This window comes from Leucobacter sp. 7(1) (genome assembly GCF_900163635.1).
GTDB lineage: Bacteria > Actinomycetota > Actinomycetes > Actinomycetales > Microbacteriaceae > Leucobacter.
This window is the reverse complement of record NZ_FUID01000078.1, coordinates 80,684-96,106: the sequence shown is the minus strand read 5'-3', so window position 1 is coordinate 96,106 and position 15,423 is coordinate 80,684. Positions and strand designations below refer to the sequence as shown.

13 protein-coding genes are annotated in these 15,423 nt (G+C 66.6%); 11 read left to right on the top strand and 2 right to left on the bottom strand.

Translation table 11 applies throughout. The features are described 5' to 3' along the window. The first annotated feature begins 39 nt into the window (after positions 1 to 39). From FM113_RS14865 to holA, 3 genes are read left to right on the top strand one after another with little or no spacing between them, the layout of a single operon-like run. Complete coding sequence (locus tag FM113_RS14865; RefSeq protein ID WP_176387251.1) at positions 40 to 1,029, top strand: ComEA family DNA-binding protein; 990 nt, start codon at positions 40 to 42, stop codon at positions 1,027 to 1,029. Next, positions 1,026 to 3,596 (top strand): ComEC/Rec2 family competence protein, encoded by a 2,571-nt coding sequence (locus FM113_RS14860; protein ID WP_140393385.1) that lies wholly within the window; start codon positions 1,026 to 1,028, stop codon positions 3,594 to 3,596. The genes FM113_RS14865 and FM113_RS14860 overlap by 4 nt, the downstream gene beginning before the upstream one ends. Positions 3,597 to 3,644: 48 nt before the next feature. Next, entirely contained in the window at positions 3,645 to 4,703 is a 1,059-nt protein-coding gene (gene holA / locus FM113_RS14855; protein WP_087015604.1) for a DNA polymerase III subunit delta, read from the top strand. Positions 4,704 to 4,782: 79 nt separating this feature from the next. Here the strand turns inward: holA and rpsT are convergent, their stop codons facing one another. Both rpsT and FM113_RS14845 read right to left on the bottom strand, forming a co-directional pair. Next, positions 4,783 to 5,043 carry a 30S ribosomal protein S20 gene (rpsT, locus tag FM113_RS14850; RefSeq protein ID WP_087015603.1) on the bottom strand — a complete coding sequence of 87 codons (261 nt, stop codon included), beginning with the start codon at positions 5,041 to 5,043 and terminating at the stop codon, positions 4,783 to 4,785. A gap of 110 nt (positions 5,044 to 5,153) precedes the next feature. Continuing rightward, on the bottom strand, positions 5,154 to 5,942 hold the full coding sequence (locus FM113_RS14845; protein ID WP_087015602.1) for an MOSC domain-containing protein: 789 nt from the start codon (positions 5,940 to 5,942) through the stop codon (positions 5,154 to 5,156). Positions 5,943 to 6,083: 141 nt separating this feature from the next. Between FM113_RS14845 and lepA the strand changes: the two genes are divergently transcribed. The 8 genes from lepA to FM113_RS14805 all read left to right on the top strand — a co-directional run bounded on the left by lepA (position 6,084) and on the right by FM113_RS14805 (position 15,396). Continuing rightward, the gene (gene lepA / locus FM113_RS14840) at positions 6,084 to 7,937 is read left to right on the top strand and encodes a translation elongation factor 4 (RefSeq protein ID WP_087015601.1); all 1,854 of its coding nucleotides are present in this window, start codon (positions 6,084 to 6,086) and stop codon (positions 7,935 to 7,937) included. Beyond that, positions 7,934 to 8,620 (top strand): DUF1990 family protein, encoded by a 687-nt coding sequence (locus tag FM113_RS14835; RefSeq protein WP_087015600.1) that lies wholly within the window; start codon positions 7,934 to 7,936, stop codon positions 8,618 to 8,620. The genes lepA and FM113_RS14835 overlap by 4 nt, the downstream gene beginning before the upstream one ends. Beyond that, on the top strand, positions 8,601 to 9,842 hold the full coding sequence (gene hemW / locus FM113_RS14830; protein WP_087015599.1) for a radical SAM family heme chaperone HemW: 1,242 nt from the start codon (positions 8,601 to 8,603) through the stop codon (positions 9,840 to 9,842). The genes FM113_RS14835 and hemW overlap by 20 nt, the downstream gene beginning before the upstream one ends. Before the next feature lie 138 nt (positions 9,843 to 9,980). Next, entirely contained in the window at positions 9,981 to 11,864 is a 1,884-nt protein-coding gene (locus tag FM113_RS14825; RefSeq protein WP_087015598.1) for an S-layer homology domain-containing protein, read from the top strand. 170 nt (positions 11,865 to 12,034) lie between these two features. Beyond that, a complete protein-coding gene (gene hrcA / locus FM113_RS14820; protein WP_087015597.1) occupies positions 12,035 to 13,072 on the top strand; it encodes a heat-inducible transcriptional repressor HrcA in 1,038 nt (345 codons plus the stop codon). Positions 13,073 to 13,123: 51 nt separating this feature from the next. Then, the gene (dnaJ, locus tag FM113_RS14815) at positions 13,124 to 14,224 is read left to right on the top strand and encodes a molecular chaperone DnaJ (protein ID WP_087015596.1); all 1,101 of its coding nucleotides are present in this window, start codon (positions 13,124 to 13,126) and stop codon (positions 14,222 to 14,224) included. 2 nt (positions 14,225 to 14,226) lie between these two features. Next, entirely contained in the window at positions 14,227 to 14,982 is a 756-nt protein-coding gene (locus tag FM113_RS14810) for a 16S rRNA (uracil(1498)-N(3))-methyltransferase (RefSeq protein WP_087015595.1), read from the top strand. Between the two features lie 63 nt (positions 14,983 to 15,045). Then, positions 15,046 to 15,396 (top strand): HIT domain-containing protein, encoded by a 351-nt coding sequence (locus FM113_RS14805; protein ID WP_087015594.1) that lies wholly within the window; start codon positions 15,046 to 15,048, stop codon positions 15,394 to 15,396. The last annotated feature ends 27 nt before the right edge of the window (positions 15,397 to 15,423 follow it).

The window sequence follows — 15,423 nt, the reverse complement described above, 5'->3', positions numbered from 1 at the left end:
TCGTGTCTCCGCTGCGGAACCGGCGCCTACGGTGGGCGCATGACCTCAGAACTCAATTCCTCAGCCCCGCTCTTTCCCGCGCAGCCGTTGCGCTCAACGGCACCCGCCCAGCTCAGCACGGAGCAGTTGCTCGCGCGCGCGGCCTCCAGAGCAGCGACATCACAGAATCCCGCGAGCGGCAGCAGCACAGCGACTGAGTCGAGTGCTGATCCGGTGTGGCGCGCAACCGAGTACCCACCGCAGCACGAACGCGCACGCGGGCCGGGAGACCAACGACCGCGACTCACGGCACTGGAACGGGGCCCTGACGCGTCGGCTCGTGACAGGATCCGGCGCGCTGTGGGCACGCCCCTCGGGGTTGGGGTCGTGGCATTCGTCGCAGCCGTGGTGATCGCGATCATCGTGGCCGTGTTGCAGGTCAGAGGAGCCCAGGCCCCTGGATCAGGGGCAGCGTCGACAGTAGCAAACGTGGTGCCGGGTACCGGTGGCCGGGACACCTACGGTTCCGAGGCGACCGGGGCGGAGGCGCGCGGTGACCCGGGTGACGTGGGGGACCGTGCTGCGGGGTCTCTCGACACCGTCATCGTGCACGTTGCTGGCGAGGTCCTGACTCCGGGGATCGTTGAACTCGCCGCCGGTTCCCGGGTCATTGACGCTGTCGAACAGGCGGGCGGCGCATCGGAGGCAGCCGTCCTTACCGGTGTGAACCTCGCACGGCTCGCGGTCGACGGTGAGCAGATCGTTGTGCCCGGGGGCCAGGACGCCGGGTCGAGCTCGGCTGTGCCGGGTGCGGCGCCGGGGGCGCTTCCTCCGGTCGCGGCGGAACCGCTCGGCCCCGGAACCCTGAGCCTCAACACCGCGTCCGCTGCGGAGCTCGAGACCCTGCCCAGGGTCGGCCCGGCGCTTGCGGCGCGCATCATCGAGTGGCGCACTGAGCACGGGCCATTTGCCTCCGTTGATGCGCTGACGGATGTCCCTGGGATCGGGGCAAAAACGCTCGATGGATTCCGAGCCCGGGTGAGCCCGTGACACAACCGCCCGGTGTCTGGCGGTTGTTTGCCCCGGCGCTCGTGTGTTGGGCCGTCGTTGCCGCAGCGATCGCGATCCCCGGCAGCGGACTTCCAGTCGCCGTGGGAGGAGCTCTGCTCGGCGCGACAACACTCATTCCCTGGGAGCGACGGCACCGATCGGAGCGGAGGCACCGGGCGGAGTGGAGCCAATACCGGTCGGCAGGAGCGCGGTGGCCAGGTATGCGTGCGCCGGTACTGCTCGCGAGTGCCCTCCTCTTGGTGCTCGGGGTCCGTATCGATGGCGTCGAGCGTGCGCGGTCGGCACCCGAACTCGGCGCGGCTGCTCAGAGCGGTGAGCCTGTCACACTCGAACTCATCGTGACAGGCTATCCGGGGATCGACCGACGCGGGCGACCGTGGGTTGCCGCGTCCTGGGAATGGGCCGGTGGGACGACGCCCGTGGTGGTGTGGTGCGGTGACACCGTCGGAGATGACACCGTCGGCTCAGACACTGCCACGGACGACGACGCACCACGTCGCCTCCGAGAGTTGACTGCTGGAAGCTCCGAGCCTGACGTGAGCGAGGCGAACCTTCCCGCGCGCGCACCTCCGAGTCTGGAGTGTGGGGGCGCGGACTGGGGGCCGGGGAGTCGCGTCGAGTTGCGGGGCGAGGTGTCTGAGCTCGATCCGGGCGGGAGCGCGGCATGGGGAATGCGCGCGCAACAGGTGTCGGGAGTGCGTTCGGGCGGACCGCTCGCGGCGAGTGCGGCGCGGCTTCGTGCGGGACTCCGGGCTGCCGCGGTGTCGACACCGGGCGCGAACCTCGTGCCGGGCCTCGCCGTCGGGGACACCGCCCTCGTATCGCAGGACACGGATCAACAGATGCGTGACGCGTCGCTCACCCATTTGGTTGCTGTCTCCGGGGCGAACTGCGCGCTTGTCACGAGTGCGATGGCCTGGGTCCTGGGTTGGTGTGGGGCAGGCCGTCGCCTACGGATACTGGGCCAGGGTGGCGCGCTGGCAGGCTTCGTGTTCGTAGTGGGGCCAGACCCGAGCGTGCAACGCGCCGCCGTGATGGCCGTGGTGGTGCTGGTGTCCGGGTACGGGGGAAAGCGTGCCGTGGCATTGCCCGCGCTCGGTGCCGCCGTTGTGGTGCTTCTGGTGCGCGACCCGTGGCAGGCGCTCCACCCGGGATTCGCGCTGTCGGTTGCCGCGACCGCGGGGATCCTGCTGGCCGTGCCCACGCTGCGGCGGGTGCTCGTGACTCGGCTACGGGTTCCCAGGTCGCTCGCCCTCCCGGTTGCCGTTGCGGGTGCCGCTCAACTCGCCTGCGGCCCCTTGCTGCTGCTGATTCAACCCGGACTCCCCGCCGTGGGGGTGCTCGCCAATGTGCTTGCGGCACCCGCCGCGCCACTGGGCACGGGGATGGGACTACTCGCTCTCGTGCTGCTTCCGGTCGTGCCGGCGCTTGGCGCGTTCAGCCTGGCAATCGCCTCATGGGCCGGGCGGTGGTTGGAAGCGACGGCGGCGGTGACCTCAGCGCTTCCGGGAGCGCGCCTGCCGTGGCCAGAGGGCTGGGCCGGCGCTCTCCTGCTCGCCGGGGCTGAACTGTCCCTCGCTCTCGCCTGGTGGGTGGGATCGGGGCGTGCCGATCGCAGCGGCGGGCGTGAACCCTGGCTCGGCGCGCGGTCCATCAGCCGGCGCGGAGCGAGATGGGGAGCGGGCCTCGCCGCAATCGGGGTCGGAGCGCTGCTGGGGCCGACTCTCGTGACGCCGCTCACCACACGCGCCACCACGCCGGGCGGCTGGAGCGTGGTGGTCTGCGACGTCGGTCAGGGGGACGCGCTATTGCTCCGCGACCCCGCTGAGCCTGAATCGGTGGTGCTTGTCGACACGGGCGATGACCCGGCCGCGATCACCGAGTGTCTCGCCCGGTTCGGGGTCGGCCGGATCGCGGTCCTCGTCATTAGCCACGATCACCAGGATCACCTCGGCGCGCTCGGCGCGGTTGTCGACAGGGTGGACCGTGCAATCGTTGCCCCTGCACACCGCGAAGCCGCGGACGACCGGCCACTGCTGCGGACACTCGTGACCGCCGGGGTGCCCGTCGAGACCGCGGCCGCGGGAGACGCTGGGGGAGTCGCATCCTCTCCCGGATCCCCGGGTCCCTCGTGGCGGGTGCTCGGACCGCCAGCAGGGCGCGACCCCGCGAACGCAAACGCGTCAAGCCTGGTGCTGCGTGCGGAACTCGGGGCCATGCGCGTCCTGCTCCTGGGAGACACCGGGGCGGAGCAACACGCGGAGTTGCTCCGGCGTGAGCCGCATCTCAGCGCAGACGTCGTGAAAGTGGCGCATCACGGCTCCGGTGATCAGGACCCCGAGCTTCTGCCGCGCATTGGTGCCGAACTTGCACTCATCTCCGTCGGAGCGGACAATCGCTACGGCCACCCTGCAAGGGAAACGCTGGAAGGGCTTGCGTCTGCCGGCACCCGGGCGGTCCGGACCGACAAGCTGGGCCACATTGCCGTCAGTGGCGAACCCGGTGATCTGCGGATCTGGGGCAGTGGTGCGCGGCCCGCGAAGTGACCGAGCAGCGTGGCGTCGATTGTCGGTGGGCCCGGCTAGGCTGGACGGGTGGCAGCAGCGCGAGGAACCCAGTCGAAGTCCGCACCGGCCAAGTCCGGAGCCAAAGCCGGAGCGACGAAGATCGCCCAGGTAGGTTGGGCCGACGCGCGCCCGGCACCCGTGGTGCTGGTGAGTGGCCCAGAGGCGTTCCTCGCTGACCGTGCCACCCAAACGATCCGGACCGCGCTGCACGAGACGCACCCGGATCTTGAAGTCCACGACATCGACGCCGCCTCGTATGCCGCGGGGGAGCTGTTCACCTTTGCGAGCCCCTCGCTGTTCGCCGAGCCGCGGCTGTTGCGTGTCGACGGTGTCGAGAAGAGTTCGGACGCGTTCATCGAAGACGCCAAGCGCTACGTCGTTGATCCGGCAGAGGACACTGTTCTCGTGCTGCGCCACGCCGGCGGTCAGCGGGGCAAAGCGCTGCTCGATCTGCTGCGGCGTGGCACGCCGGGTGCGGTCGAGATCGCCTGTGCAGAGGTAAAGAAAGACGCTGACCGTCTTGCCTTTGCCCAGGCAGAGTTTCGTCGGCTGGGCGCCCAGATTAGCCCGGCTGCGCTCCGCATGCTCGTTGCCGCCTACGCAGGGGGTATCGGAGAGCTCGCGGGAGCGTGCGTTCAGCTCGTCTCGGATGTGGGGAACCGGATCGACGAGGGTGCAGTAACGCGTGCGACCGAGGGGCGTGTGGAAACGAACGCGTTTCGTGTGGCGGATGCGGCGACCGCGGGGCGCGGCGCCGATGCGCTCGTGCTGCTGCGACAGGCGCTTTCAACAGGCACGGACCCGATTCCGATGCTCGCCGCACTCAACATGAAGGTCCGCGCGATGGCACGGGTCTACGGGGCAACGGGGAATGGCGGCCAGCTCGCGAAAGAGCTCGGTATGGCCCCCTGGCAGGTTGATCGCGCGCAGCGGGAGGTACGCGGCTGGCGTGAAGAGGATCTCGCGCGCTGCATCGACCAGGCTGCCGAAACCGAGTGGCTGCTGAAGGGTGGCACCCGGGACCCCGAGTACGCCCTCGAAAAGTTTGTGCTGCTTGTGGCACGCCGCGGACGCGAACGCGTGTAGAGGTTCCGGAAACACAGAACGGGCCCCGCCGAAGCGGGGCCCGTTCTGCTAGATTCCTCAGAACCCGAAGGAGCGCGACTTAGAGCGCATCAGCCTTCGCAGCGAGAGCCGACTTGCGGTTCGCGGCCTGGTTCTTGTGGATGACACCCTTGGAGACAGCCTTGTCGAGCTTGCGGCTCGCGTCCTGCACCTTAGCCTGGGCAGCGGCCTTGTCGCCGGTCGCGATTGCGGTACGGGCGGCGCGCACAGCGGTGCGGAGCTCGCTCTTGTACGCGCGGTTGCGCTCGGTTGCCTTCTGGTTGGTCTTGATGCGCTTGATCTGCGACTTAATGTTTGCCACGTTGGGTTACGTCCTTAAAGGGGTAAAGCTGAATAAGGTGGATCCGCGCGGCGAGAGAGGGCACCTTGCGGGGTGTGTGGTGTCATCCACACGCAAGCCAAGAGTCAACTCTAGCAGACTGTGTCGCCAAGCTGGATCACGCCGCCGCGATCTGTGGGGAGCAGCAGCCGACCCATTGTGGGCTGGCGCTGGCCAAGCTGCTGGGTCAGCGTCGTGAGTACCGGCAGATCCCGTACCCCCGTCTCTGGATTTGCGTGGGTGGCCAGGCAGCGCACGATCGAGCCTTGCGGCTCGAACGCAACGTCGCCGATGCGCACGGTGTCTGCCCACCGCAGCTCTGCTTCTGCCTCGACGCCCGTGATCACGATGTTCGATCGAAACCGGCGGTGATCGACAGCGGCGCCGAGTGCGTCCGCGAGCGTCGCCACGCTCGCCTCGCTGTGCACGGACACGAAGCCCCGCGCCCGATCCTGGAAGCGTGACGTGACCCCGTCACCCACGAGCGCCAGTGGAAGCCGGCCCGGCCGCTCGAGGCGCGCAGCCTCCGGAGAGCCCAGCACAATTTCGGCCATCGCGGTTTCGAGCCGCCGGCGTCCGGCGGGTTCGAGGTCGCCCTCCACGAGGAGCTCGCCATCACGCCAGAACCGGAGCACACGTTCCGCCTGCTGGTACTCGAGGCGCAGAGCCGCGAGGGAGGGGAAATCTTGGAGTGAAAGCCCGCGCGCTTTGGGCCAGTAGTCCAGGCCGTCTTTCTCCTCGGGCAGCGCAGCGTTGCCGAAGCGAAACGCGAGTACCCGGTCGCCCGCGACTCGGCCATCATCCTGCACCACGATCGAGTCGAGGGGTTCGGGGGTGAACCCCTTGACGGGGTAGCGCGAGAGGGAAACGACACTGGTCATGCCGACCATTCTTGCAGGTGACGCCGGGTGTGGGTGTCCGGTGCCGTGGACACAGCGGGCTGAGGTTTCTTCCGCGCGCGGCACGCGTGTTGCGCGCGCGGATGAGCGACTCCGACCCGCGCCGTGCGATAATGGCCCACAATGTCTCCACGCAGCCTGAACCCCCCAGTCCCGGCGTCGACCGACCCCGCGCGCATCCGCAACTTCTGCATCATCGCGCACATCGACCACGGCAAGTCGACGCTCGCCGACCGCATGTTGCAGGTCACCGGCACCGTGCCAGACCGCGAGATGCGGGCACAGTACCTCGATCGCATGGATATCGAGCGCGAGCGCGGCATCACGATCAAATCCCAGGCGGTGCGCATGCACTGGGATGTCGACGGTGTCTCACACGCCCTGAACATGATCGATACGCCGGGTCACGTTGACTTCAGCTACGAGGTGTCACGTTCGCTCGCCGCGTGCGAGGGCGCGATCCTGCTTGTCGATGCGGCGCAGGGGATCGAAGCACAGACACTCGCGAATCTCTACCTCGCGATGGAGAACGACCTGGAGATCATCCCGGTCCTGAACAAGATCGATCTCCCCGCGGCAGATCCGGAGCGGGTGTCCCGTGAGATCGCCGATCTGATCGGCGGCAGCCCGGACGATATCTTGAAGGTATCGGGCAAGACTGGCGCTGGTGTCGAAGAACTCCTCGACCGCGTCACCGAGCGGATCCCGGCCCCGGTCGGGGATCCGGACGGGCCGCCGCGGGCCATGATCTTCGACTCGGTCTACGACTCCTACCGAGGCGTCGTCACCTACGTTCGCATGATCGACGGAAAGCTCTCGCCGCGCGAGAAGATTCAGATGATGTCGACCGGATCCGACCACGAGGCGCTCGAGATTGGTGTGTCCGCTCCGGGACCGACCCCGACAAAGGGCCTCGCGGTGGGCGAAGTCGGGTACCTGATCACCGGTGTGAAGGACGTGCGCCAGTCGAAGGTGGGTGACACGATCACCTCGAAGCGATCGCCCGCCACGGAAGCGCTCCCCGGCTACACCGACCCCAAGCCCATGGTGTTCTCCGGGCTGTACCCGCTTGACGGCAGCGACTACCCTGTGCTGCGTGAAGCGCTGGACAAGCTCAAGCTGGAAGACGCCGCGCTGCAGTTTGAGCCGGAGACCTCGGTGGCGCTGGGCTTCGGCTTCCGCTGCGGCTTCCTGGGACTCTTGCACCTCGAAATCATCTCGGAGCGTCTGCGCCGCGAGTTTGATCTCGATCTCATTGCGACCGCGCCCAGCGTGATCTACCAGGTGACGACAGAAGACGGCAAGGTTGTCACGGTCACGAACCCCTCGGAGTACCCCGAGGGCAAGATCAAGAGTGTCCGCGAACCTGTCGTGAAGACCGCGATCCTCGCCCCGAAGGACTACGTGGGCGCGATCATGGAGCTCTGCCAGAGTCGCCGCGGCACACTGCTGGGCATGGAGTACCTCGGCGAGCGCGTCGAGCTGCGCTACAGCATTCCGCTCGGCGAGATCGTGTTCGATTTCTTCGACCATCTCAAGAGCCGGACGCAGGGCTATGCCAGCCTCGATTACGAGCCCATGGGCGATCAGGAAGCCGATCTGGTGAAGGTTGACATCCTGCTGCAGGGCGATCAGGTGGACGCGTTTAGCGCCATTGTGCACCGCGACAGCGCCTACGCCTACGGCACGCTGATGACGGAGCGGCTGCGCAAGCTGATCCCGCGCCAGCAGTTCGAGGTGCCGATCCAGGCCGCGATCGGTTCTCGCGTGATTGCCCGCGAGACGATCCGTGCGATCCGGAAAGACGTGCTTGCCAAGTGCTACGGCGGCGACATCAGCCGAAAGCGCAAGCTGCTCGAAAAGCAGAAGGAAGGCAAGAAGCGTATGAAGATGGTCGGCCGTGTTGAGGTGCCGCAAGAGGCCTTCATCGCCGCACTGTCGGGCGACGTGGAAGGCAAGGAGGCTGGCAAGAAATGAGCGACGGCCAGCCCACGCGCCGGCAGAGTCACGTCGACATGCCGGTGAGTTACGCCGCGGTGGGGGCTTCGCGTGCCCCTGATCTGCAGCGCTTCCCGCCCAATGGGAGCACCCCGTACGAGGAAACCCTGCGGTTGGGAAGCGGTCAGGACCGCTTTTTGATGGCGTCGAGCCTGCTGATGACCTGGGGAGCCCAGCGTGGCGCCGGGGTCGGTGTTCGGGAACTGCAGCGCGGTTCCGGCAGCGACTACCAGGGTCCTGAATTTGACGATGCGGGGAAGCCTCAGGCTGCCGCGGCCCCCGAGGAACATTTTGGGCCTGACGGTGAGCCGTACGTTGTCCCCGGGACCCGGGCAGTGCTGAGCGTCACCGGCCAGCCCGACCGTGAGGTCCTCGTGATTTATACGGTGACTGAGGACCGTGTTGTGGGCTTCGCCTGGGGGACCGCGGACGAGCAGGGTGTTGTCGGTGAGCAGCAGTTCGGGATCGAGCTGCGCGAGGATGAAACCGTGTGGGCGTTCGCCCGTGGCTTCCTTGACGCCCCGAAGAGTGGCCTGTTGGGGCTGCGTGCTCGTGCGGAACTCAAGCTTGCGGTTGAGCAGGTGCGTCACCAGCTCGCGGCTCTTGCTCCGGGCGCGCAGCCTGCAAGCTCGGAGGGCCCGAGTGCCGAGCGTTCTGCCTGACGGCGATCCCGCACCCGAAGACGGCGGGCTCCCGCCGAGCGTTCGAGACGGGGCCGAGTCGCGGCGTTTCGGCGTCTACGTGCACGTGCCGTACTGCCGGGTTCGGTGCGGGTACTGCGATTTCAATACGTACACGGCGACTGAATTGGGTGGCACGAGCCGCGCAGAGTACGCCGAGCAGGTGTGCTGGGAACTCGGCTTTGGCGCACAGGTCTTGCGGACCGCAGGTCTCCCTGAGCGCCAGGTATCCACGGTGTTCTTCGGTGGCGGCACGCCCACGTTGTTGCCAGCGAGTGATCTGACAACGATGCTCGCGAAGATCCGTGAGGAGTGGGGGATCGCTCCGGGTGCTGAGGTCACGACCGAGGCGAATCCAGACTCTGTCGACGCCGCATACTTACGGGAGCTCGCAGCTGGCGGCTTCACCCGGGTGAGCTTTGGCATGCAGTCCGCAGTGCCGCACGTGCTGCGGACGTTGGATCGCACCCACGCACCCGAACGGGTACCGCAGGTCGTGGCCTGGGCACGCGAAGCAGGGCTCCAGGTGAGCGTCGATCTGATCCACGGCACTCCAGGGGAGAGCCTCGCGGATTGGGAGCGTTCGCTCGACGCCGCGCTGGCGTGTGAGCCGGATCACATCTCCGCGTACGCCCTTATCGTCGAAGCCGGCACCAAACTCGCTGCGCAGATCCGCCGGGGCGAGGTAGCGGAGCCTGACGAAGACCTCCACGCCGAAATGTATGAGCTGGCTGAGGCGCGCTTCGCTGAGGCCGGATTGCACTGGTATGAGATCAGCAACTGGTCACGCACGCCAGAGACTCGATCACGTCACAACCTTTCCTACTGGACCGGGGAGGACTGGTGGGCCGCCGGGCCCGGAGCGCACAGTCACGTCGGCGGTGTGCGGTGGTGGAACGTGAAGCATCCGGGTGCCTATGCGAGCCGGGTGCACGCCGAGGTGTCACCGGCGCACTCGCGAGAGGTGTTGACTCCCGAGGCGCGGCGCGACGAGCGGGTGCTGCTCGAGACGCGAATCGCCGATGGATTGCCGACTGAAGTGCTGACCGCCGGTGAGCGTTCCGCCATTCCCGGGCTGATCGCTGAGGGCCTGATTGAGGGGAAGGCTGCGATTGGCGGACGGGTGATCCCGACGCTTCGTGGACGTCTGCTTGCCGACACAGTTGTACACCAACTCTTGGGTGGTGGCACCCAAAATCACTGACAGTTCACGCATCCGAGACACAGAGTTTCCTATGCGTAACTTGTGAAGCCATTGAAGCTGGGTTATCTTTCACTGGGGTGGGGGCATTGATAGCTCCCGCAGTAACCAATTCGGTTCAACGGTGAGGAAGGCAACTTCATGCGAATGCGGCAAGTGTGTGCCGGCGCTACGGCGACGGCGTTGATTGTCAGTGGGGCGGTGCTCGGAGCGAGCGCCGCACAGGCCACCGATGCGACAGCACCGGAATATGTTCCGGCAACGGGAATCGCACAGACGACAAACGCGGCGGAGGAATCTGCGGCGTACAACACCTGGCACTTCGATCCCTCAAAGTCGCAGCTCGTCACGCAGCAGCGCAATGGGATCACTGTACCTCAGGGGGCCGAGGTGCTCGTGCGCAAGGGGAACGGCCTCGATGTGTCGCTCCCGGACGCTGCGGCGGAGACGCGCGGCTCCATCGAGGTGCTTGCTGAGAGCCTCGATATTGTGGCCTCAGACTTGAGTGCCGTGACCTACCAGATCCCCGTCTTTTTTGACTATGACGAGGCGGGCAAGCCAAAGTACACGACGCTGCGGAAGCAGGCTGGCGAGGCTGCGGATATCTGGACCACGAGCGGTGCCATCGGCACGGCATTCGCGGCCAACTCGAGTGCCGAACTCGACAAGCTTGTTGACGCGCTCGATGTTGATGATGACGCGCGCGCGATCGGTGCCGGCTTCCTCGTCTCGCGTCCGGCGAGTGAGGTCCTCGTCTCGAACTTCAGCGCCAGCGGCACCACCACGCAGTTCACGGCGGCTCCCGTCGTGACCGCACCCGGCACACCGGGCACCCCGGCCTTCGTCGATGCGAAGGATATTCGTCCCGACGAGAGCAGCTACCCGGGCTGGCACGAGGGTGTCCCGGCGGGCCCCGAGCGCGGCAGCTTCGAAACTGTCATCGGTGAGAAGAAGAACGCCGCGGGCCTGAAGATCACGGGCAAGTCCCAGGTGCTCAACGGCTTCGCAGAGGACTCGTTCCTCCCGAACGCGGCGGGCCTGGCGAAGAGTCTTGTTGTCGCCGCGGATGCCGGCGGGGCCGATATCTGGGCGCAGATCCCTGTCTTCAGCTACCCGCAGGGCGTGGTTGAGCAGCAGTTCACCACGCTGCGCGCGCTCGTTCCCGCTTCAGGCAAGCTCGCGGACACGAGCGAATGGGTGTCCTCGCGGGACATCGCTGGCCAGGGTGGCGTTCTCGTCCCGAAAAACACCGCGACGTCACTCGACGAGATCGTCGCGGCGCTCGGCGAACACGATGTGCTCGGCTACGGCGTACACGTCGAGAGTGGCTCGGCCACGATCCAGTCGATCGCGTTCAACGGTGTCACCACCGAGTTCTTCACGGCACCGATGCCGGTGGATCCCGGTACCAAGCCCGATCCCAAGCCGCAGCCGAAGCCGGCTCTGACGGACATTCCCAAGGGGCACAAGTTCTACGCCGACATCATGTGGATGCAGGAGCGTGGCATTACGACCGGCAACAAGCAGGTCGGCGCAGACGGCAAGGTCAGCTACACCTTTCAGCCGAAGGATGCCGTGACCCGCGAGGCGATGGCCGCGTTCATGTTCCGCATCGAGGCCCCCAAGGGCTACGTCGCGCCGAAGGCGTCCCCGTTCTCGGATGTGAAGCCGGGCGACAAGTTCTACAAGGAGATCGCGTGGATGTACGACGCGAAGCTCTCCACGGGGATCAAGAACGGCAACGCGCTGCCCAAGTTCGCGCCGAAGGCGAAGGTGACTCGTGAAGCAGTCGCCGCGTTCCTCTACCGTGATGCAGCGCCGAAGAACTACCAGGCACCCAAGGTCTCGCCGGTGGCGGATCTGAAGCCGGGGGACAAGTTCTACAAGGAAATCGCTTGGATGATGGAGACGAAGCGATCCACCGGCATCAAGCAGCCGAGTGGAAAGCCGACCTACGCACCGAAGGCAAACCTGTCTCGCGAAGCGATGGCGGCGTTCCTGCACCGCGCAGACACACTGAAGTAACGCACGCGGCCGCGGATCTGATCCGCGACCGTCAGAGCGCCGGGGCACCCTGCCCCGGCGCTCTTCGCGTTCAGCGGACAGCTGCGGTTCGGCAGGGCACCTGCGCTAGACTTGGCACTCAGGTTTACCGAGTGCCAATTGGGTGCGGGTGTCGCAAGCGAGGAGGGGTCGTGGTTTCGGAGCGAAGTCTGGCCGTGCTGCACGCTATCGTGAGCGACTACGTCTCGTCGAACGAGCCGGTGGGCTCAAAAGCCATCGTCGATCGGCATCAGTTCGGGGTATCTGCCGCAACGATCCGCAACGACATGGCGCTGCTCGAGGATGACGAGCTTATTGCGCAGCCGCACACTTCCTCCGGTCGCGTCCCCACGGACAAGGGGTACCGGCTCTACGTGGACACGCTCGCCAAGGTGCGTCCGCTGACGGCCGCACAGCGGACTGCGATTGAACGCTTCCTGGGGGAGTCTACGGACCTGCACGACATCATGGGGCGCACGGTCAGGCTCCTCGCGCAACTCACGAACCAGGTTGCGGTCGCGCAGTATCCATCGCTCCGGCGCACGCTTGTGCGCCACATCGATCTTGTCGCGATCGGCGAGGACCGGGTGCTCTGCGTGCTCATCCTCGGCAGCGGCGTCGTGGAGCAGCAGGTGGCCTGGCTGCCAGCCTCCCAGGTGACCGAGGCGTGGGTGCACGGGCTGCGGGATCGGATCGCGTCGGCCGCGGTCGCAACTGATGTGGAGGCTGCCGCCGCCGCGGTCGCGGAGCTCGACGCGACAATCGGTGACTGGGCTGGACCCGACGAAGTGGATCTGGTGCGCCGCGTTCTTGATGTTGTGGGGACCCAGCTGAGCGCAAACCGTACCGACCGCATCGCGGTCGCCGGGGCCGCGAACCTGTCCCGCCCCGTCGAATTTCAGGGCGCGCTTCCCGTGGTGCTCGAAGCGATCGAGGAACAGGTCACTCTGCTGCGCCTCTTTGACGAGCTTGTGCAGGACGGCCGAGACGTGACCACGTCAATCGGGCGGGAGAACCACGCCTACGGCCTCTCCGCCGCATCCGTCATCGCCTCAAACTACGAGGAGGAGGGTGCCTCCGTCTCGAAGCTCGGCGTGCTGGGGCCCCTGCGGATGGACTACGCCGGCAACATTTCTGCGGTGCGCGCGGTGGCGCGCTACCTGAACCGTTTTCTGGGTGAGACGCGGTAGCGTCGAACGCCGCACACCGTACTTTACGAACCAATCTGAGGAGAATACCCCGTGGCAGATCACTACGAGACGTTGGGCGTGTCGCGAGAGGCGACTCCCGAGGAGATTAAGAAGGCGTATCGCCGACTTGCCCGGGAGCTGCACCCCGACGTCAACCCGAGTGAAGAGGCCTCGGAACGCTTCAAAGGTGTCACGCACGCGTATGACGTGCTGAGCGATCCCGAGCAGCGCCAGCGCTACGACATGGGTGGCGGCCAGGGCGGTGCAAACGGGTTCGGGGACATCTTCGAGACCTTCTTCGGCGGCGGTGGCTTCGGAGGGCAGCAGCGCGGTCCGCGCTCGCGCGCCGAACGCGGTGACGACGCGATGATCCGTGTCGACGTGCAGCTCGAAGAGGTCATCTTCGGGGTGCAGCGGGACGTCACGGTGAACACCGCGGTGCTGTGTTCGGTCTGTCAGGGTGCGTGCACCCAGCCGGGGACGCATCCGGTGACGTGTGATGTGTGTGGCGGCCAGGGCCAGGTGCAGCGCCAGGTGCGCTCGTTGTTTGGCAACGTTGTGACCATGCACCCGTGCGGTAGCTGCCAGGGGTACGGAACGATCATCGAGCACCCCTGTGTCGAGTGCGCCGGCAAGGGGCGCGTCCGTGAGCGGCGCACGATCACCGTCGATATCCCCTCTGGGATCGACACTGGAACGCGCCTGCAGATGCGTGGCGGCGGCGAGGTGGGCCCGGGCGGAGGTCCCAACGGGGATCTGTTCATCGAGTTCCGGGTCATGCACAACGACATTTTCAGTCGCGACGGAAACGACCTGCTGTGCACGATGCAGGTGTCGATGACTGACGCCATCCTCGGTGCCTCCGCGACCCTCGGTGCGCTTGACGGCGACGTAGAGGTTGAGGTCGAGGGTGGCGTGCAGTCCGGCGACGTGGTGACCGTGCGTGGTCGCGGCATCCAGGGCCTTCGGAGTACCACGCGCGGAGACCTGAAAATCGCAGTTCAGGTTGTCACTCCGAGCAAGCTTTCGGGCCGGGAGAAGGACCTCGTGCGGCAGCTTGCCACGCTCCGCAAGGACGATCCACCCCACCTGGGCGAGTTCCAACAGGGCTTCTTCGGGAAGATCCGCGACCGCTTCTTCCGCCAGGGCTAGTCGTGGCGAACCTCTACTACCGCGAAGACCTGGAGGCGGCGGCATTCGTTCCGGGCGCGGAAATTGAGGTCGACGGGGACGAAGCACACCACGCAGTACGTGTGAGCCGGCTCCGGGTCGGCGAGCAGATCCTGCTGGGGAACGGCTCGGGCGCGCTGGCACGCGGCACAGTCACGGTCGCCGAGAAGCAACGCTTCGCGGTCGCGCTCTCCGCCGTGCAGCTGGTTGAGGCCGCCACCCCGCGTGTGGTGCTGGCGCAGGCGCTCGCGAAGGGTGATCGGGACGAACGCGCCGTGGAACAGGCGACAGAGTTTGGAATCGATGCCATTCTCCCCTGGGAGGCGACACGTTCGGTATCGCGCTGGGCCGACGCCGACAAACGCGAACGTGGCCGTGCCAAGTGGCAGCGGATCGCCCGAGAGGCGGCGAAACAGTCCGTGCGACCGTGGATTCCTGAGATCGAGTCGGCGGTTACATTGTCGGATCTCGCGGAGCGATGCTCAGCCCAGGGGACCGCGGTCGTCGCGCTGCACCCCGCCGGAACAACCACGCTCAGTGCGTGGGCGAGTGATCACGCTGCGGCCCTCACCGAAATCATCCTTGTGATCGGGCCCGAGGGCGGCTTCGCCGACGCCGAGCTCGACACGCTCCGCGCGGCGGGTGCTGACGTGCGTGTGCTCGGTGAGACCGTGCTCCGTACCTCGAGCGCGGGGCCGGCCGGCATCGCCGTGCTGAATACGATTCTCGGCCGCTGGTGACGCGCGAGCGCGGTGGGGCAACGCGCCAGCGCCCGCTGCGGCGCAGTGCCGTAGACTGAGACCATGGCAGCAGAAACAGTGTTCGGCAAGATCGTTTCGGGGGAGATCCCCGTCGAGATACTTGCGGAGACGGATCGCGTCATCGCGTTTCCTGACATGAACCCGCAGGCACCGGTGCACATCCTGGTGATCCCGAAATCGACCGCGTACGACAACGTGGCCGAGCTTGCCGCGGCGGAGCCCGACACCCTTGCAGAAATTGTGTCGGTCGCCCAGCAGCTCGCAGCGGAGCACGCGAACGGCGAGTTCCGATTGATTTTCAACAGCGGCGCAACCGTGGGCCAGACAGTGTTCCATGTGCACGCCCACGTGCTCGCCGGCGACCTTGAGGAGCGTTCACTCGTTGGATCCTGAACCAACGCACTCGCAGCCCAGTGACTC

What these genes read in the sequence shown, in the direction of transcription:
- FM113_RS14865 (WP_176387251.1), top strand. Translation starts at nt 40, where the DNA reads ATGACCTCAGAACTCAATTCCTCAGCCCCGCTCTTTCCCGCGCAGCCG.
- FM113_RS14845 (WP_087015602.1), bottom strand. Translation starts at nt 5,942, where the DNA reads ATGACCAGTGTCGTTTCCCTCTCGCGCTACCCCGTCAAGGGGTTCACC.
- lepA (WP_087015601.1), top strand. Translation starts at nt 6,084, where the DNA reads ATGTCTCCACGCAGCCTGAACCCCCCAGTCCCGGCGTCGACCGACCCC.
- FM113_RS14835 (WP_087015600.1), top strand. Translation starts at nt 7,934, where the DNA reads ATGAGCGACGGCCAGCCCACGCGCCGGCAGAGTCACGTCGACATGCCG.
- FM113_RS14825 (WP_087015598.1), top strand. Translation starts at nt 9,981, where the DNA reads ATGCGAATGCGGCAAGTGTGTGCCGGCGCTACGGCGACGGCGTTGATT.
- FM113_RS14805 (WP_087015594.1), top strand. Translation starts at nt 15,046, where the DNA reads ATGGCAGCAGAAACAGTGTTCGGCAAGATCGTTTCGGGGGAGATCCCC.